14 protein-coding genes are annotated in these 20,120 nt (G+C 34.0%); 12 read left to right on the forward strand and 2 right to left on the reverse strand.

What is annotated here, in order from left to right:
* Positions 1-160: 160 nt before the first annotated feature.
* The gene (locus M9C82_02090; protein ID URQ73944.1) at positions 161-586 is read right to left on the reverse strand and encodes a hypothetical protein; all 426 of its coding nucleotides are present in this window, start codon (positions 584-586) and stop codon (positions 161-163) included.
* Between the two features lie 258 nt (positions 587-844).
* Between M9C82_02090 and M9C82_02095 the strand changes: the two genes are divergently transcribed.
* The 7 genes from M9C82_02095 (at position 845) to M9C82_02125 (ending at position 13,486) form a co-directional block, all read left to right on the forward strand.
* Positions 845-3,877, forward strand: a complete 3,033-nt coding sequence (locus tag M9C82_02095) for a hypothetical protein (protein ID URQ73945.1) — start codon at positions 845-847, stop codon at positions 3,875-3,877.
* Positions 3,878-3,907: 30 nt separating this feature from the next.
* Positions 3,908-6,538: a TonB-dependent receptor plug domain-containing protein gene (locus M9C82_02100; GenBank protein URQ73946.1), complete on the forward strand. Its 2,631-nt coding sequence runs from the start codon at positions 3,908-3,910 to the stop codon at positions 6,536-6,538.
* A 277-nt stretch (positions 6,539-6,815) separates the two neighbouring features.
* Positions 6,816-7,460, forward strand: coding sequence for an aquaporin family protein (locus M9C82_02105; GenBank protein ID URQ73947.1), 645 nt, complete (start codon positions 6,816-6,818; stop codon positions 7,458-7,460).
* The gene (locus M9C82_02110; GenBank protein ID URQ73948.1) at positions 7,457-7,876 is read left to right on the forward strand and encodes an arsenate reductase ArsC; all 420 of its coding nucleotides are present in this window, start codon (positions 7,457-7,459) and stop codon (positions 7,874-7,876) included. The genes M9C82_02105 and M9C82_02110 overlap by 4 nt, the downstream gene beginning before the upstream one ends.
* Positions 7,877-8,065: 189 nt before the next feature.
* On the forward strand, positions 8,066-10,618 hold the full coding sequence (locus M9C82_02115; protein ID URQ73949.1) for a TonB-dependent receptor: 2,553 nt from the start codon (positions 8,066-8,068) through the stop codon (positions 10,616-10,618).
* Positions 10,578-11,699, forward strand: a complete 1,122-nt coding sequence (locus tag M9C82_02120; protein ID URQ73950.1) for a phytase — start codon at positions 10,578-10,580, stop codon at positions 11,697-11,699. Before M9C82_02115 ends, M9C82_02120 begins: the two co-directional genes overlap by 41 nt.
* A gap of 536 nt (positions 11,700-12,235) precedes the next feature.
* Positions 12,236-13,486, forward strand: coding sequence for an inorganic phosphate transporter (locus tag M9C82_02125; GenBank protein URQ73951.1), 1,251 nt, complete (start codon positions 12,236-12,238; stop codon positions 13,484-13,486).
* Positions 13,487-13,496: 10 nt separating this feature from the next.
* Here the strand turns inward: M9C82_02125 and M9C82_02130 are convergent, their stop codons facing one another.
* Positions 13,497-14,228, reverse strand: a complete 732-nt coding sequence (locus M9C82_02130) for a prepilin peptidase (protein URQ74113.1) — start codon at positions 14,226-14,228, stop codon at positions 13,497-13,499.
* 151 nt (positions 14,229-14,379) lie between these two features.
* Between M9C82_02130 and M9C82_02135 the strand changes: the two genes are divergently transcribed.
* The 5 genes from M9C82_02135 to gspG are packed head-to-tail and all read left to right on the forward strand — an operon-like array spanning position 14,380 to position 20,117.
* Entirely contained in the window at positions 14,380-15,201 is an 822-nt protein-coding gene (locus tag M9C82_02135) for a hypothetical protein (protein URQ73952.1), read from the forward strand.
* Positions 15,202-15,206: 5 nt separating this feature from the next.
* Entirely contained in the window at positions 15,207-17,105 is a 1,899-nt protein-coding gene (gene gspD, locus M9C82_02140; protein URQ73953.1) for a type II secretion system secretin GspD, read from the forward strand.
* Positions 17,095-18,465: a Flp pilus assembly complex ATPase component TadA gene (gene tadA / locus M9C82_02145; GenBank protein ID URQ73954.1), complete on the forward strand. Its 1,371-nt coding sequence runs from the start codon at positions 17,095-17,097 to the stop codon at positions 18,463-18,465. The genes gspD and tadA overlap by 11 nt, the downstream gene beginning before the upstream one ends.
* A 3-nt stretch (positions 18,466-18,468) precedes the next feature.
* The gene (locus M9C82_02150; GenBank protein URQ73955.1) at positions 18,469-19,677 is read left to right on the forward strand and encodes a type II secretion system F family protein; all 1,209 of its coding nucleotides are present in this window, start codon (positions 18,469-18,471) and stop codon (positions 19,675-19,677) included.
* Positions 19,674-20,117, forward strand: a complete 444-nt coding sequence (gene gspG, locus M9C82_02155) for a type II secretion system major pseudopilin GspG (protein URQ73956.1) — start codon at positions 19,674-19,676, stop codon at positions 20,115-20,117. The genes M9C82_02150 and gspG overlap by 4 nt, the downstream gene beginning before the upstream one ends.
* The last annotated feature ends 3 nt before the right edge of the window (positions 20,118-20,120 follow it).

Here is a 20,120-nt window from a genome sequence, read left to right on the forward strand (position 1 = left end):
GACTGAAATTTACTAAGTTCAATAAGAATTAAATTCTACCGATGGTTCTGTATGAGATGAAGTTAAAAATTCCAACGGTGTTGTAACGGACTAAGTTTGAAAAGATCTTATATATATAAAAGGGCTAAAACTTTGCCCTTTTATAACTTACTCATATCTATTAATTAAATGCCAAGAATTTATTTCGTTTAATTTCGTTACAATGATTAGAAAAAAGATCTGCGAGATCATTTTGCTTTTCCTCTATTAGATAGTTAACTTGCAAATCACAAGTCAAAGAACTGTCTATTAATCCAATATTTGAATGTTGAAGATAATCGCTATATAGACCAAAAATCACAACATCATGATACGTTTTCGATAAATCATTTTCTACAAATATTCTACCCATGTCAGCAGATATATAGCAGCCTACTGATTGTTTTGGACAAAAGTCTTTAACTAGATTTAAATCATATTCAATCTCTATATATTTTGAGTCTAAATTTAAATGGTTTTGAGCACTTTCGAAAATTACTTTATTAGCCATGACAGTTGTACTAGCTAAAATAATTGATAAAAAAATAATACTTTTAAAGTATTTCATAACAATTCTCCCTCTTTTAAATGTAACATAAATGTAACATTTATGTAACATTTACGTCAAATTAGATCTTTTTAGTAAAAGTTTTTAACCGTAACTAAATGTCTCATATTTCAAAACAAAAATTTTTTTTAAATAATTTTTTTTAGACTTTTTTTCGTAATAATTTTCATTATCTTCAAAAAGACGTAACGGTTTCGTAATATTTCTGTAACTATCCCTTTGTAAGATCTATTTTTTATTAGTTAAAGAGGAAATCTTATGAACCCAAAATCAATTAAATACTTATTGTCAGTTCTTTCAATCTTCGTTTTAGTCTCTTGTGGTGGTTCCGGTGATACCAATATTGCTTCGCCAGGTGAACTAGGACAACTAACTGCCCCAAGTGGTAATGATAATTTTGCAGCTACAACTAGCACCTTATTAACAGGAACGTGTCCTACTTCCCCGTTTATTGCTGATGCTGCAACTCTTGGTGGAAACACATTATGTGCAATCACGGGACCAATTACTTCAGATCTTACTTTGACAACTGATGTAATGTATACGTTGTCTGGTAAAGTTGATGTCGGAAATGATATGGGCGGAGATGGTACAAAAGCTGGAGGAGTTTCAGCAACATTAACAATTCCAGCCGGTGTAACGCTTGCTCAAAAAACAACTGATGATTACCTTGTTGTTCAAAGAGGTTCGAAAATTATTGCTAATGGAACAAGATCTGCACCTATCAGATTTACTGCAGCTTCTGCTATTGATGGATCTTTAACTAATCCGGAAACTGCAAATAGTCTTTGGGGAGGAGTAGTAATTTTAGGAAAAGCACCAATTAACAAGTGTGCTGCCGCTGATATAGGCTCTGCTGCTTGTGAAAGAGTGGTTGAGGGTTCGACTACTGCTATCATGGGTGGAAATACTCCAGCTGATAACTCTGGTGTTTTAAACTTTGTAAGAGTTGAATATGCAGGTAAAGAAATATTTAAAGACAACGAATTAAATGGTATTACTTTTGGTGGTGTTGGTTCTGGTACCTTAGTAGACTACATTCAAGTCCATAACAACAAAGATGACTGTGTAGAGTTTTTTGGTGGAACTGTAAATGTCAAACATTTAGTTTGCACTAATGCAGGTGATGATAATCTTGATTTTGATTGGGGTTATCAAGGAAAAATTCAATTTGTTGTTATTAAACAAAAAGTTGGCGCAGGTGATCACATTGTCGAATCAGATAACACAAACGCTGATGCGTCAGTAGGCTACCTTACAGAGCCTAGAACACAACCAATGGTTGCTAATTTTACCTTTATTGGTGGGACTGACGAACCATTTAAAATTAGAGAAGGTGTATCTGGAATTTATATCAATGGTATTGTTGCAAACCAACAAGCACAAAAGCTCATAGATGGTGCCAATTCAGAAACTGTGCAAGATGGGGCACTAACAGATAAAATTGCTTTTCATTCCGTATTTTTTGATTCAGCTCTAACAGGACAAACTGCAGCGGTTAATACTAACTTAGATAGCACACTATTAAATTATGATGACACAGTAACTGTTGCAGATTTTGCAACATCACTTAATTCAAGAAAAACTAATTTAACCGTTGGAACCAATACTTTGGTGGACACATATTTCTTGGGTACTGCAGAGTCTGCTGTTCCTAGCGCTTTTTCTGTAGGATCAAAGAACGCTATGTGTGAAATTGGAACTCATGATAAAGCAAACGGTGCTCAACCAAAATCAGGATTGTGTAGTGTAGGTAAAAACACTGCTGATGCAGGAGAAACTGCTGACTATACTTATACAGTCAATGGATTCTTCAATGCTACAGATTATATTGGTGCATTTTCACCTGGGTCTGATGCAGAAAATAACTGGGCTGCAGGTTGGACAATCGGTTTATTTACCGATCCTGCATGTCCAGCTGGAACTCTTGAATCAGAAATTCTCTTAGGTAGAAAAGTCTGCGACTTAAAAGGAGTTATAAAAGATGATCTAACTCTAGTTGCAGGAAACTATTATAAGCTTGATGGTAAAGTTGAAGTCGGTGTTGATGCAGGAGCTGATCCCTTAAACCCTGCTGCAAATGCTGATACAGCTATACTAACTATTAATCCTGGCGTTACAATTTTTGGTTTATCAGGTAATGACTATTTAGTTATCAACAGAGGATCTGATATTAATGCTGTTGGAACAAGATCAGCTCCAATTGTGATGACTGGAAAACAAGAGATTCTTGGTCAAGTAGATGTTGACCGAACACGAGGACTTTGGGGTGGATTAGTCATTCTTGGTCAAGCACCTATCAATAAGTGTACATACACAGGAACAGTAAAAGCTGTCCCTTGTGAAAAAGCCGTTGAGGGAACAGTTGGAAATGTAATGGGTGGTGAAGTTCCTGGTGACAGCAGTGGAGCACTCAAATATTTAAGAGTTCAGTATGCAGGATATGAGGTATTTTCAGGTAATGAGCTAAATGGAATTACTTTTGGTGGTGTTGGAAACGGTACTTCGGTTCAATATGTCCAAGTGCATAACAATGTTGACGATTGCGTTGAGTTCTTTGGTGGAACAGTCGATGTGAAACATTTGATATGTACTGGAGCAGGTGATGATAACTTGGACATTGATTGGGGTTATCAAGGAAGACTTCAATACGTAATAGTTCAACAGGCCAACGATAAAGGCGATCATATTGTAGAATCAGACAACGTTAGTACCACTGCAGTAGGCTACCTAACAGAGCCTAGATCAAACCCCATTGTTTCTAACTTTACTTTCATAAGTAGAGGCCATGACGAGATATTCAAGTTAAAAGAGGGTGTATCAGGTCAATATTACAATGGAGTTGCTGCAGTCCTTAACGCAGCTTCTGGCTTAACAAAGGGTTGTATTGAAACAACATACGCGGAAACTATTCAAGATGGAGCTAGCACTCCTAAGTTCTCAATGAATTCCGTTGCATTTGATTGTCCTACTTCAGGTAGTGCTGGAAGCAGCACTATGGTCACAGTAGATTCGGAGACTTCAGGAAGTGTAACAGTAGCAGATGTAGAAGCGATCGTTAAGGCAGGAACAAACAATCTCTATGCAGCTAGTTCTGGTGGAGGTTCATATGTAAATACACTTAGTGGAGTTGTTAATGGTTCTGCAGAGGCTGCAGCTACTCCGACATCAACTTTACCAGACAATGCCGATGGATTTTTTGACACTCCTACATATATAGGTGCAGTTAAAGATTCTACTGATGATTGGTACAAAGTATGGACATTACCTGGATCAATAAAACTTAACTAACACCTTTTTAAAACCTATTTTGGAGTCAAAATGAAATCTACAAAAAAAATAAACAAAAGCATGGGTTTTTTAAAGTTTGCTTTACCCTTCATAATAGTTCTTCCATTATTTATGAATGCTCAGGAAACTGAACAAGCTCAGGATACTGAAGAATTAGTTGTAAGTGGATCTTTTATACCAGATGCAAAAAGGAATACATCTGAGATTTCTGCAATATTAGATTCGTCAGATATCGAAAGAACTGGTGATGACAATATTGCTATCGCCCTTACAAGACTTGCGGGTCTTAGTCTAGTGCGAGGTAAATACGTATATGTAAGAGGTTTAGGTGATAGATATTCATCAGCTTCACTAAACGGTCTTACTCTTCCAAGCCCAGAACCTCTCAAAAGAGTTGTACCACTTGATCTTTTTCCAACAAGCATCATTGAATCGTCTGTAGTACAAAAAACCTATTCAGCTGACATGCCTGGTGAGTTTGGCGGAGGCATGGTTGAGATAAAAACAAAGACTGTGCCTTTAGATAGAATCTTTGAATTTTCAGCTTCAACAAGCTTAAACTCCGCTACTTCGTTAAAAGATGATGGGTTGATGTACGAAGGCGGAGAGGATAGTTTTGGGTACGATGATGGGATCAGATCAATTCCAAGTAGTGTTCAGGCCGCTATCAATAGCAACCTTAAACTTGATAGATCTAACTTTAATACAACACAATTGGCTAACTTTGGTCGAGAGTTTGAAAATTCAAAGCTATGGGTCATACAATCAGGAGAAGTTCCTCTAGATGAATCTTATAGTTTAACTTATGGAGATAGTCTTGACGGTTTAAGAATTGATCAAATCATTAATATTCCAAGTGCAACAATGGGATTTATGGTTACAGGAGGTTACAAAAATTCTTGGAATACACAAGAAGGACTTAGACAAACCGGTGATTTACAAAATCAGAGTGGAACTGTCAATGTAATAGTTCAAAATGACAAAACTTTTAGAAGCACAACGAATGACATTACAGCATATGCAATGGCTGTTCTTGGGGTTGAAACGGATTTATCTGAATTAAAATACACCGGATTATATATTCATAAAGGATCAAAAGAAGCTCGTATCTTGCAAGGGTATGATTCAAGTGATTCGGCTAATGTTCGAGAAGATTTTCTAGAATTTTATGAAAGAGAATTAACAAATCATCAGTTAAATTTTAATAAGACTTTTGTAAATGGCTGGAACTTAAATGTAGGTTTGAGTGATGGAGATGCAGAGAGAGATTCTCCATATGAAAGAGTTGCTTTCTATGAAGATGGAAATAATGACGGAGTTTACTTATACGATGTTAATACAGGTAGGAACCAAACCCAGTTTAGTATGGTCGAAGACCAAACTACAAATGTTATTATAGATTTAGAGATACCCTTTGGTTCTTCAACATTTTTAAGAGCTGGAGTTGAAAGTCTTGAAAATGACAGATCGGCTGAAGTTAGAAGTTATAGATTTCTGGATGCTGGCGGTTCCATACCTCGAGATGGTCTAGATAATAGAATAGATTATATTTTTGCTGATCAAAATTTTGATCCTAATAGATTGATGGTAATTGAGAATACGGCAAGTTCATCGCCAGCTGGGTACTTAGGATTATTGGAAGTTGATTCAGCATATATTAGCGTTGAATCTGAAATTGGAGATAATTTTGAAATTACTGCCGGAATTAGGCAAGAAGATGGCCTTCAGCAAGTTAATACATTTGATTTATTTACAGGCATTGACTCTACTATTGATAAATCAATAGAAGAAGATTATACGCTACCTTCAGCGACACTAACTTATCTTCCTGAATTTGATGAAAACCTTCAATTTAGATTGGGTCTTTCTCAGACAATTGCTAGGCCAACCTTCAGAGAGCTTTCTCCGACACTATTTATAGATGTTGATACTGACAGAGTAATAGCTGGTTCACTTTATTTGCAAAATAGTGAGATTGACAATATTGATTTAAGAGCTGAATACTATTTTGGTTTAAATCAATTTTTAACAGCTGGAATTTTTTATAAGGATATTCTTAATCCTATCGAAGAAACTGTTAATGAGTCAGGTGATTTAATTATTACTTCTTACCAAAACGTTCCTTCGGCTGAAATCACTGGTTTTGAAATTGAATATGAGCAAATATTTGAGGCGATTAGGGATTCTAGTAACGACTTAATCGTTAAGTTCAATTATACGGATACTGACTCTGAAGTAATTGTGAATCCTGGAGATACTTATATAAATAATCTTGGTACTTCAGTAAATGCTCAAAATCTTCTAGCGAATGGAAGAGATACCAGATTACAGGGTCAATCAGATACAATTGCAAACTTTCAAATTGGTTTAGATAATTTACAAGATCAATCTGAAGCCACCCTAATCTTTAACTACGTTAGTGATAGAGTAAGAGCTAGAGGTATTGATGTTTTACCAGATATTATTGAAGAACCTCCGTTATTGGTTGATTTTACATATTCAAGAGTTTTATCTTACTCCAATTACGATTTGAAATTGTCGCTTGAATTAAGAAATTTACTTGACGAGGAGTACTATGCTTCTATGAGAAATATTGCAATATATGATCAATATGATCTTGGTCAATCAGCTTCATTAGGATTTAAAGTCTCCTTTAAATAAGAGGTTTATTTCTATGAATCGAAGTTAAGTTTTTGTTTTTTCTCTGTTTATAATAAAAACACTTCAAAAAGGCCATATTTAAATATGGCCTTTTCTAATATGAGTATTAAATTAATTTAATTACTGTTAAAGATAAAGAGAGCTACTTAACGAAATGAATTTAAATAAAACACAAGAAGTAGTTTTCTTAATATTGATGTAAAAATATAAATTAAAAACAGGGAAATTGTATGAGCTTTTATATTAATTTAAAGAAAAAAGTTTGATTTAAGAATTAATGAAAATAAAAAAATACATTGCTGAATTTTTAGGAACCTTTTTTTTAGTGGCTACAGTCATTGGTTCCGGGATCATGGGTGATAATTTATCTTCTGGTAATGTGGCAGTGGCTTTATTAGGTAATACGATTGCAACCGGAGCAATTCTTTATGTCATCATTAAATCTTTTGAAGATTTATCAGGAGCTCACTTTAATCCAATTGTCTCAATAGTCTTTTATTTTTTAAAAGAGATCAACTTAAAAGATTTACTCTTCTATTTAATTATTCAATTCATTGCAGGATTTTTCGCAGTAATATTTATCCATTTCATATTTGAACTTAGTTTGCTTCAAATTTCATCCAAACCCAGGATGGGAATCAGTATGCTTTTAAGTGAAATAATTGCATCATTGGGATTAATTTTAACTATCTTAATGGTTAGAAAAAATAATAAGTCTAATGTAGCTATTTCAGTGGCTTTATTTATTACAGCGGGTTACTGGTTTACATCGTCTACCTCATTCGCAAATCCAGCAGTAACTCTAGCTAGGACATTTACGGATACTTTTACTGGAATTTCACCAGAGTCGATTATTTATTTCTTTTCAGGCCAATTAATTGGTCTGTTCATTGCTTTGTATATTTATAAATTTTTAAGATGAGAGAATCGAAGAAAATATTATTTCTCTGCACTGGAAATTCTTGTAGATCGCAAATGGCTGAAGGTTTTGCAAAAAAATTTACTACTTTTCAGGCTTATTCAGCTGGCACTAGAAAATCTAATTTAAATTCATATGCAATCAAAGTAATGTCAGAAGTCAAAATTGATATATCTGATCAATTCTCTAAAACCATAGACGAATTGGAAGACAAAGATTTTGATTATGTTTTTACTTTATGTTCAGATGCTGAAGAAAACTGTCCAGTCTTATTCAAAGGGAAGACCATACACAAAGGTTTTGAAGATCCTCCTATGCTCTCAGAAAATATAAATGACGATGAAAAAATATTAAATATTTACAGAAGGGTAAGGGATGAAATTCTTGATTTCATTCTAAATATCAATCATGACATTTAAATTTAGTCATTCTGGGACAATAGTTTCACAACAATTTTATCGTGTATTATTTTTCAATTTAGAGAAATAAAATATGGAATCTTTTTTTAAACTGCTTTCCAGCTAGAATGTTCTCATTAAGTTTTTTATTTGTAACATTTCTGTAACATTTTTTGTATACATTAACTCTAAGTTTATTGAGGGACTCCTATGAAAAAAATATATTTATTTCTTTTAATTTTTGCAAACCCTTTTGTATTTTCTCAAGAAGACTCAGAAAATATTGAGGAACTATTTGTAGTTGGAACAAAAGCTAGCATTATCTCTGCTATAGAAAAGCAAAGGGAATCCGATCAGATTATATCTGTTATAGATTCAGATGCATTAGGTGAATTTCCAGATACTACCGCTGCAGAGGCTTTAAGAAGAATCTCAGGTATTTCAGTTGAAAACGACCAAGGTGAGGGCCGTTATGTTACTGTTAGAGGTCTTTCTGGAGACTTAAACAATATTTCTGTCAATGGCGCAACTATTCCAGCACCAGAAGGTGGAAGAAAAGTGATGCTCGACGGTCTACCAACAGAACTTCTAGATTCTATTGAAGTATACAAATCTTTAACTCCTGATCAAGATCTTGATTCTATTGGTGGAAGAGTTGAGTTTAATACGAAAAGCGCTCTAGACTTGGATGGCACGTATTTCAAACTAAAAGCAAATACCCAATACAACGATCAAACATATAATAATGATAATCCTAAAATCTCCCTCACCTACGGAGATCTGATTAGTGAAAATGTGGGACATATAATTGGTCTTACTTATTCTAAAAAACAAGTAATTACTTACAACAATGAAACCGGTTTTCCTGCTTGGGCTGCCACTGGTGGAAACTATGCAATAGATGATGATTTTGAAAGCAGATATTATGATTTAACCAGAGAAAGATTAGGTATTACTTACGACATTGACTATAGGATCAATGATGAATCATCTATGTATGCAAATATTTTATGGAATGAATACGTGGATGATGAGCTCAGATATAAAGATGAGTACGGGAAGTTAAAAAACAGTAATGTTACTGCTGTAGGAAGCACTATTACAGAAATAAGAAGAGATGCAGAAGTAAGAGTTAGGGAGGAAGTTAGAACAATCAGAACATTCATTCTAGGTGGTAACACAATAGTCAACGGTTGGGATGCAGAGTTTGCATTTTCGAATTCTTTTGCTGAAGAAGATGATACAGACAATGTTGATGCAAAGTTTAGAAGCAGTACCTTTAAGGCAGCTGCTTGTGGAGGACCTTGTGGATCTTTTGATTATTCAAATCCTCAAATACCACGTATGACTCTAGCTACTGCAATTACTACTGGGGCTGGAAATATTTATGATCCAGCAAGCATGGGAGTAGATGAGATTGAAGAGGAAGATTCTGTAATTGATGACACAATATCATCATTTCAGGCTGATTTTACAAAAGAAGGTTTTACGGTTTCTGATATTCCAACGACTTTAAAATTTGGCTTCAAATATAGCACTCGAGAAAAAGAAAAAACTGTTTCAGGTTTCGCTTCGGATCCTGGTACTTCTCAATCAAATTACAATCCAATCACTACACCAGTTAACTGGCCTTGGCCAAATGTATTTGGTCCCATGGCAGATCCTGCAACAATCTTCGCTCTTCAGGGCACATTTGGTTCATTAACAAATAACTATGCAAAACCTAACTTTGACAAAGATTTTGTTTCTGAAGAAGATATCACAGCACTTTATTTAATGGGCACAATGGAATTTGAAAATGCAGTTGTGATTGCTGGTCTAAGGGCAGAGGACACTTCATTTGATACACTTGGATACAATAAAGAAGATGACTCTACTATTAGAGCATCTAAAAATTACACATTCGTATCACCAAGTGTAAACGTAAAATACTTCGTCAATGACGACACAATAGTTCGTGGTGCAATTTTTCGATCTTTATCTAGACCTGGATTTGGTGAAACTGCTCCCGTAGCAGACTTTAAATCGGATGGAACTGCAGCGGATGGAAGTACAATTTATAAGGGAGAAATGGGTAATCCTGACTTAGAACCATATGAATCTACAAATCTAGATCTTAGTTTTGAAAGATATTATGAAAATGGCGCAGTATCAATAGGTTATTTTAGGAAAGATGTTAAAAATGCTATTTATCCTCAAGTTACAGCAGGTGTTGTTGGAGGGATTAACTTTAGCGAATTAGAAACATACATTAACAGTGAAAAGTCAACAGTTGATGGAATTGAATTCAATTTTTTCAGTGAATTTGTGAATCTTCCTGAACCATTTGATGGTTTATTCATCTCATTAAATTTAACTGAAGTTGACGCTGAAAGTGATGTTCCTAGCGCTGCCGGTGTGTTTACCGTTCCATTTAGAAAACTCGCTGATAGCACAAGAAATTTATCAATTGGGTACGACAAAGGAAAAGTTGACATGAGACTCTCGTTAGCTCAAAGAAGCGATTACTTAGATTATCTTGCTGATGATGATATAGAAACTACTGTAGATAATCTAAATTATGACAATATCAGATTTACTGACGATCATTCGCAAATAGACTTTACAGCCAAATATTATTTGGATGATAATTTAACTCTTAAATTAGACTTAATTAATATAAATGACGAACCAGAATTCTATTATTGGGGCAATCCTTCAAGACTTTCTCAATATGATGAATATGGTAGAAGTGCGACAATTGGTTTCACTTATAAGTACTAAAAATTATTTTCCCCCAAAAAAGGCAAGTTTCATACTTGCCTTTTTCTTGTCTACTTTTGCTTTTGCAGATTATGTTGAGGTTGAGGCAATTTACGAGACACCGCCAGTTATAACTGAGGGAGATGCAGCTGATGATCCTGCAATATGGGTAAATAAAAATAATCCTTCAAATTCAATTATCTTTGGAACTGATAAAAAAAGCGGAATTTATAGTTACAATCTTCAAGGACAAGAGTTGAGTTATACAAATCTTGGCAGGATTAATAATGTTGATACAAGAAGTATGAATCTTGGAGACGATGAGAATGTCTCTGATTTTACTTTTCTTTTTGGGTCTAATAGAACATTAGGATCGGTAGATTTATGGGTATTTGAAGATAATAAAACAAGACAAAAACTTAAAAATAATTCATGGGAAGTCCCATCAAAACCATCATTTAGAGGTAAATCAAATATTATCGTATATGGTATATGCGCTGGAATCGATCCAAAGTATGGATTAGTTGCTTTTTTAACAGAAGACACTGGTCCGCGAGTTGAAGTATGGAACCTGACTGATAATGGCCTCGATCTTATAACAACTTTTAATAATGGTGGAGAATCGGAAGGGTGTGTTTATGATGATTTCAATAGAACTCTTTTTATATCAGAAGAAGAAGTAAGAGGGGTTTTAAAAGCTTATAGACTCGATGACAGTTTTGATTTCTCTGAGCCTTATATTGTCGATTCTAGAGAAGGTCAAATTGGTGGCGACCCAGAGGGAGTATCTTTATATAAAACATCAAACAATTCTGGTTATTTAATTTTGTCCTCTCAAGGCGATAGTAAATTTAATTTGTATGATAGGAATTATCCATATGATTATATAACCAGTTTTAGAATAGGTTCTTCAAAAAGTATAGACAATGTTACTGATACTGACGGTATAGAAACAATCAACTTTAAACTGAGTGATGAGTATCCAGAAGGTATTATGATTGCACAAGATGGTCTTAATAAAGATGGGTATAAAACTAAAAGGCAAAACTTTAAAATTGTCTCTTTCAAAGATGTACTTGATGCTTTAACTGTTCCTAGATAATATCTAGGGTTTATATCAAATAATTCAATCACTCATATGCATTAATTCTTACCTTTGCCTTTTATTGTTCTGGATAAATCTATTTCTTGTCAGCCTAAGGACTAAACTGAAATAGGAATCGAATTAAATTTTTAAATATTTAAATTTAAAGTTTTGAAAAAAATGCTAGTTTTTTTTATAAAATTCATCTATTGTGTCAATTATGTGACATAAAAGTGTCAATAATGTTACAAATAATATGAATACTAAAACCGTTCTTAAAGATCAAAGATTAATACCTGCAAAGTCTCAAGTGCAAGAGATGGTTATATTTGGTTTTATTTCTTTATGGATAGTTTTAGTGGCAGTTCTTTATTTTTCATAAATATCTCTGAAAAAAAAACCTAAGTCTTTTTATTTATCCATAAATTGCAAGGATTTGAATCATTCACTATTTCATCTAAATTTTACTTTTATATCTAAAATTAAGTTTCATTAAGGCAACAGTTTCTTAACAATCTTGTAGTAAAATTATTTTTAATTTAGAGACTCTCAATATGGAAACTTTGTTTTTGGATCCTTTTAACATACTTTTGATTGCAGGATTTATTGGTTTTTTTATGGCTTTCGGCATTGGGGCTAACGATGTTGCAAACTCCATGGGGACTTCTGTAGGAAGCAAAGCTATAACCCTTAAACAAGCAGTAATAATTGCGGCTATTTTTGAATTTTTAGGAGCTTTTTTAGCAGGTGGAGAAGTAACTTCTACAATTAGAAAAGGCATCGTAGATCCAAATCTCTATGCCAATGATGTAAATATATTTGTAATGGGCATGATATCAGCTCTTTTAGCAGGAGGTACTTGGTTGTTTATCGCGAGTTTAAGAGGCTGGCCTGTTTCTACTACTCACTCAATAGTGGGAGCTATTATTGGTTTCGTACTAATTTCTAAGGGAGTAGATGCCGTATCTTGGGGTAAGGTTGGTAATATAGCAATGAGTTGGGTAACTTCCCCTTTATTTTCTGGAACTTTAGCCTTTGGACTTTATATTTCTGCAAAAAAATTAATCTTAGACAGAGCCAATCCTGGAAAAGCAGCTATCACTTTTATTCCATTTTATAGTTTTCTAGTAGCAGTCGTTATTTCACTCGTCACAGCAAGGAAAGGTCTTAAACATGTAGGAATAGAATTTTCAGAAAATGAAATTTATTTATTTACTTTAATTTTTAGCATTATTGTTGCAACTGGAACAGCATTTTTTTTAAGAAGGAATAAAGATCAAATAATGAGAGAAGGCGGCATTGAATTTGCATTTGGATTGCTGATGATAGTTTCTGCTAGCGCCATGGCTTTTGCCCATGGTTCAAATGATGTTGCAAATGCAATTGGACCTTTAGCAGCAGTTGTAAGTGTTGTGGATACTGGCGAAATAGGATCTAAATCTTTAATCAGCCCATGGGTGTTACTTGTTGGAGGTATTGGGATAGTTTTTGGTTTAGCAACTCTAGGTTCCAGGGTCATCTCAACAGTCGGAAAAAAAATTACAGCTCTAACTCCTAGTCTTGGCTTCTCCGCTGAAATGGCCACAGCGTCTACTGTTGTTGCTGCAACTTATCTTGGGTTTCCTATTTCAACTACACATACACTAGTTGGTGGAGTTATAGGTGTTGGTCTAGCTAAAGGCGCAGAACACTTAGATTATGCTTCCATAAAGAGAATAATTGCTTCATGGTTAGTAACTATTCCAGCTGGAGCAGCTTTTACAATTTTATTCTATATTTTATTAAGAATAATTTTTAGTGTGTAAAGTCTTTTATTCAAAGAATAAATAACATCCAAATCCCAGACAAAGCTATGTGCGGACCAAAAGCAATTTCAAAGTTTCTTTTGTTTTTGATATACGTCATAACAACATAAAAAAAAATTCCTGACACTGATGAAAATAAAATCAGTAAAGGAATTTTTTCTAGTTCAAATAAACCAGATAAAAAAGAAATTAACAGTACATCGCCCATTCCAAGACCCTCCCTGGAACGAAGAATCTTAAAAACAATACTGACAAATAATAATGCTAAAAAGGTAATTAAAATAAATAATAGTGTTTGGAAAATAGTATCTGAATTAATTAAACAAACATTAAATAAGATCAATAAATTAAGAAAAAAGGGTATTTTAAAAAAATTTAGATCAATTTTTGAAATAAGTATGAGGTTCAAAAAAAGTATTAAGTGTAAATAAAAATTTATGCTTAATAAGCCAAATTTAAAATAAAGGGCGATAAATAGTAAAGAACATATAATTTCTGTGAAGGGATACTCTAGTGTTATTTTTTTTTTACAAAAATTACATGATCCTCTTTGCCTTAAAAATCCATAAACAGGTATTAAATTTATCCATGAGATTTGCCTTCCGCAACTTGAACAAAAGGATCTAGGCCAAAAAAGGTTTAACGACGGTAAATGAGGAGATTTTCTTTCATAATTGAGAATTAAGGGCAATCTGAAACCTATGCTATTTAAGGAGCTCCCAAAAATTAAGCCCAAAAGCATGACTAGTAAAATATCCATAAACACTTAAAAACTATAGAATATTTTTTTGAGTAATTAAAAAATAAATTCATAAAAGTTACAGATTCGTAACAAATCTTATTGAATGTTTTTAGTTAAATTGAGCAAATTAAAGTAAAATTTTCAAACTTTAATGAAAATAAACACGATTTACTTACAAAAAACAAAAGACTTAATCTTTTATATGGATCAAAAGAGAAGACTCGTCTTTGTTTCGATTTTATCTTTAGTTCTTGTCCTCGAGCTATCGAATCTAATTTTAAATATTTTTTTTTCTGAGAAGGTAAATTACCAGATCGCTCAAGGATCCGGAGCTTCAACCATTGAATTATTTAAAGATCCTTTTTCTTCTTCTCTTGATAGCAATGCCAACCAAATTTTGGATTTTATAAAAGCTCCCGAGACTAATCTTTCTTTGAAACTTTTTGGAGTAACTTCGTCAGACGATAAAAATTTTGCCACTATAGGGGTTAATAACAAAGATCAAAAAGCTTACGTTCCAGGCGATTTAATTCAAGACAACGTTTATTTAGAATCGATTCAAAAAGATTTTGTAACTATATCAAGGTCAGGAATTTCGGAGAGTCTATCCTTTGATAAAAGTTCTGTAATTACTGGAATTGAATTAGCAGAAACAAAGAAAGAAAAGAAAAATTTTGAAAATTGGCTTTCCGGTCAATCCGTTGACGATCTTTTATCATTCACTCCCATTATTGAGAACGGACTTTTAATAGGTTTAGAAGTTTCGCCTGGAGAGGATTCAAGATTGTATGATGAATTGGAGCTAATTCCTGGGGATATATTGATTTCAATAAATGGAATGAACATTTCCGAGCTAAATATTGAAGACAACGATTCAATTGAGTCATTTTTAGAATCAACGAATGCTTTAAATTTTTTGATCAAAAGAGGAGAAGATCAAATAAATTTAAATTTTGATGTAGGTAAAATATGAATTCCTTGGCAAGAAAATTTCTCGTTGTATGTTTTGTAACTTTGTTTTCCGCTCATTCACTTTCAGTGACAATAAATATGAGAGATGCAAATCTCAAGGCTTTTATAACCGACATATCTTCTATCACAGGTAAAACATTTATTATCGATCCTAGGGTGAATGCTAACGTTACGGTAGTTTCAAATGAGGATTTAAGTATCGACGAAGCTTATGAAGTCTTCCTCTCGGTTTTGAGTGTTCATGGATTTTCTGCAGTCGAGCAAGATTCCGCAGTAAAAATCATTCCTGAAATTAATGGTAGACAAAATTACACCGAATTACTTTCGACCACTACGCCAGACGATAAACTTGTAACAACCACTGTAAGACCTCAGCAGACATCATCAGTTGCATTGGTAACAATACTAAGACCTTTGATTAATTCTCAAGGTCATCTAGCGATTTATGAACCTTCAAATACATTAATCATTGCAGATCGAGCTTCCAACGTAAGAAGAATTGAGAAGCTTATCGCAGAGCTGGATAAAATTCCTGGCGACAGATATGAATTGGTTAACTTAAAACATACTTCGGCCTCTGAAATTTCTTTATTGGCAAAACAAATATTTAATGAAAACAATGCTGGACTAAACGCCAATCAGTTCAATGCTTACGCTATTGAAAGGAACAATTCACTTCTTCTTGTTGGGGAAGATTTTATTGTCGCTCGTATGCTCGATTTGATAAAAAGTTTAGACGTGGAACAAAAAGGCTCTAGCACCTTGAGAGTTTTCTATCTTAAATATGCTGAGGCCATTGCGCTTCAAGAGGTTTTATCTTCAATGTCAGCAAATATATTAAGCTCCAACCAATCCAATCAGATAAAAACTAGTATTACGGCTCATCAGGAGACAAATTCGTTAATCATTTCGGCGGAACCTGATGTCATGATAGCTATTGAAGACTTGATCTCGCAATTGGATATAAAAAGAGCTCAAGTATTGGTGGAGGCTATCATAGTAGAAATTTCGGATACTTTGTCTAAAGAATTGGGTGTGCAATTCTTATATTCTGGAGACGGTACAGATACACCCATTGCTTCTCAAAGATTTGGGAGCCCTTCACCTGATTTAACAGCCATCGTAGGCGGGGAAGTATACGATACAACTTCTGGTTCAACTTCAATTCCAACTGCGGCAGGATCTTTGTTAACACTGGATGGCTTCGCTGCTGGAGTCGGAAAATATACTAAAGGTCAAGAAAGCTTTGCACTAATTCTTAGCGTTTTAAGAAAGGATACCGACTCAAATGTCTTGTCCACACCTTCGATTTTAACTATGGATAATGAAGAATCCTCCATCATCGTTGGACAAGAAATACCGATTACAACTGGTGAATCTTTAGGTGCTAACAACACTAATCCTTTTAGAACCATCGATAGGCAAGAAGTTGGCGTGAAGTTGAGAGTGAAACCTCAAATCAACGAAGGCGATTCAATTAAGTTAGACATTCAACAAGAGGTCTCAAGTATATTGGGGCCAGTAGCGGTTGGTGCTTCTGAAATTGTTACCAACTTAAGATCTTTAGAAACGGTCGTAATGGTTGAAGACAACCAAACAATCGTCTTGGGAGGATTAATCGATGATGATGTGCAAGAAGCAGAAAGAAAAATACCTCTTTTAGGAGATATTCCGCTTTTGGGAAGACTCTTTAAATCAACTACAACTTCAAGAACCAAAAAAAACTTGGCTATCTTTTTAAAGCCTTCAATAATTCGAGACATTGGCGATATGTCTGAAATCACCAACAGTAAATATAATTTTTTAAAAGCTGAACAAATGTTAAGAGAAAATAAAGGAAGACCAACACCAAATTTAGATATTCTTGAAGACTTAATTTATCCAATTGAGAAAGATGAAGAATGACGAAACTTTTTTAGATTATAACTATTCTAAAGATCATCAAATTATTCTCAGTAAGAATAAAGAGTCTTCGGTTCTTTTTTATACCGAGGACGCCGAACTAAGTTTAATCGCCTATATACAAAAAAAATATGATGATTCATTCGTATTGAGCAAGCTTGAGTTTAGCGATTTCAATAAAAAACTTTCGGATATTTTTACTGAAAATTCATCTAATTCATCAGATTTAGTTCAGGGCGTTGATGAGAGTATTGATTTAGACACACTTGCCTCAGATTTGCCTAAAACAGAGGATTTATTAGACGACAGTAACGAAGCGCCTGTCATTAAACTTATTAATGCAGTTCTTGCTGAGGCTATCAAAGATGGAGCTTCGGATATTCACATAGAGCCATACGAAGAATACTTATCGATTAGATTTAGAGTTGATGGGATATTGAAAGAAAAATTAAAACCTAGTTCTAGAGTTTCCTCCCTTTTAAATGCTCGAATTAAAATTATGTCCAATCTTGATATCGCGGAAAGAAGGGTGCCTCAAGACGGAAGAATGTCTCTAAAACTTGGAGAGAAGTGGGTTGATATAAGGGTATCAACTTTGCCCTCAAGTTATGGCGAAAGAATTGTTTTGAGATTGCTAGATAAAGCAGAAGCAAGCTTAGATTTAAAAGAATTAGGGATGAATGATCAAATCATGCAAAATTATTTGGATCAATTAAAAAATACTAGTGGAATTATTTTGGTAACTGGGCCAACCGGCTCGGGCAAAACAACAACATTGTATTCAGGTTTGAGTTATTTAAATGACAACACAAGAAATATCCTTACAGTTGAAGACCCCATAGAATATGCTCTGAATGGCATTGGGCAAACACAAGTAAATCAAAAAGTAGGCATGTCTTTTTCTAAAGGATTAAGAGCAATTTTAAGACAAGACCCTGACGTGGTTATGGTCGGAGAGATTAGAGATAAAGAAACTGCAGAAACTGCCATTCAAGCAAGTCTAACTGGACACTTGGTTTTATCTACTGTTCATACCAATGATGCAGTAGGTGCAATTACACGATTGTATGACATGGGAGTCGAACCATATTTACTTGCAAGCACTTTAAAGCTGGTAATTGCACAAAGGTTGGTTAGAAAGTTAGACGAAAAAAATGAATTTTCAGGAAGAACAGGTATTTATGAATCTTTGGTAGTTGATGACGAAATTAAGAATTTGATTCATGAGAATAAAAGTGAAAATGAAATAAAAAAAATATCCAATAAAAAATTTGATTCCATTTATCAAGATGGATTGAAAAAAGTTGAAAAAGGAATAACGAGTGAAGTTGAGCTAAAAAGGGTGCTAAAGGAAAGCGAATAGACAATGGCAAATTTTTCTTATGATGCTTTAGACAATTCGGGCGAATCTGAATCGGGATACTTAATTGCCGATTCCGTCGAAGAAGCAAAAAATGAGCTTAAAAATAGAAAATTAATACCTTTAAAAGTAAAAGAAACTAAAAAATTTTTTCATTTTCCCTTTTTTAATTCGATAAGTCTTTCGCAGCTTTCTCTTTTTTCTAGACAGCTGTCTACCTTAATTAATAGTGGCATGCCGATTGATCAATCTTTGGATTCGGTGGCCTTACAAACAGGGTCTGCTAACTTTTCAAATGTTATAAAACAAGTTTCTAGTAAGGTGAAATCTGGATTTAAATTGTCTGAATCCTTAGGTGAACATCCCAAAGTATTTGACAATCTTTTTTGTTCTCTGGTAAAGGCTGGAGAAACTTCAGGAGAGTTAGGGTACATATTGAATAAGACTTCAGATTTTTTAGAGGGCAGAGCAAAAATGTCTCAAGAAATTCTTGGAGCTTTAACATATCCAATAATTTTATTTTTAGTTTCAATTGGTGTGATTGGTCTTTTGATGGTTTTTGTTGTGCCAGGAGTTGTCTCCCAATTTTCAGGACTAAATCAAGAATTACCTTTGATAACTAAAATTTTCATTGCAATATCAAATGCGCTTTCGAGCTATATTTTTTACTCATTCCTCGTTTTAATTGGCTTTGGTTTAGTAATTTTATCTAGAATTTATGGGCTAAAAAAAATCAAAAGAAGCTCAGACAAATTTTTTTTAAAAATACCTATTATTAAAAACTTTTTATTAGATGCCGATCTTTCTAGGTATACCAGTTCGCTTAGTATGTTGAGAAGTGGTGGAGTCTCAATAATAAATGCTTTAGAAATTTCTGCTGAAACCATTTCAAATTTGTATTTGAAAGATCAACTAAAAAAGATTTCAGATAAAGTTAAGGAAGGAGAATCCATTACAAGCTCTTTGACTTCAATACCAGAAATTCCTCCAATGGTTATTCACATGATTGATAACGGAGAAAAGAGTGGCAAGTTAGAAGAAATGCTTGAAAAAGTGTCTGAGTATCTCGAATCACGTTTCGAATCGTCAACAAAAATTGCAATGAATATGCTGGAGCCAATAGTGGTAATTTTTTTGGGTCTATTTGTTGCTTTAATTGTATTAGCTATTTTGTTACCTTTAGTTCAATTGAATACGCTTTCTTCGTCGTTATGAAAAAAATTAAGAATCTTAAAGTTTTAATCGAAAAAGGATTTAGCCTTATTGAAATCTTGGTAGTACTCATGATCATCGGTCTTTTAACCGCAGTAGTCGCAATAAATGTTTTGCCAAGCCAAGATAGGGCTAGAGTCGATAAAGCGACCGCAGACATAAGAATCATGGAGCAAGCATTAGAATTATATCGTTTGGATATGTATTCCTATCCAACTCAAAGAGAGGGTTTAGAGGCCTTGATATCGACCCCTGAAAATCACCGCTTCAAAGATAGATATCGCCAAGGTGGATATATAAAGAGACTCGAAGCAGATCCTTGGGGAAATCCTTATCAGTACAAACGACCGGGTAAAAATGGATCATTTGATCTTTTTTCCTTTGGAGCCGATGGCTCTATTGGAGGAGAAGGTTTGGATTCTGACATTACAAACTGGGACTAAAAG

This window comes from SAR86 cluster bacterium (genome assembly GCA_023703675.1).
In the GTDB taxonomy this organism is placed as follows: domain Bacteria; phylum Pseudomonadota; class Gammaproteobacteria; order Magnimaribacterales; family AG-339-G14; genus AG-339-G14.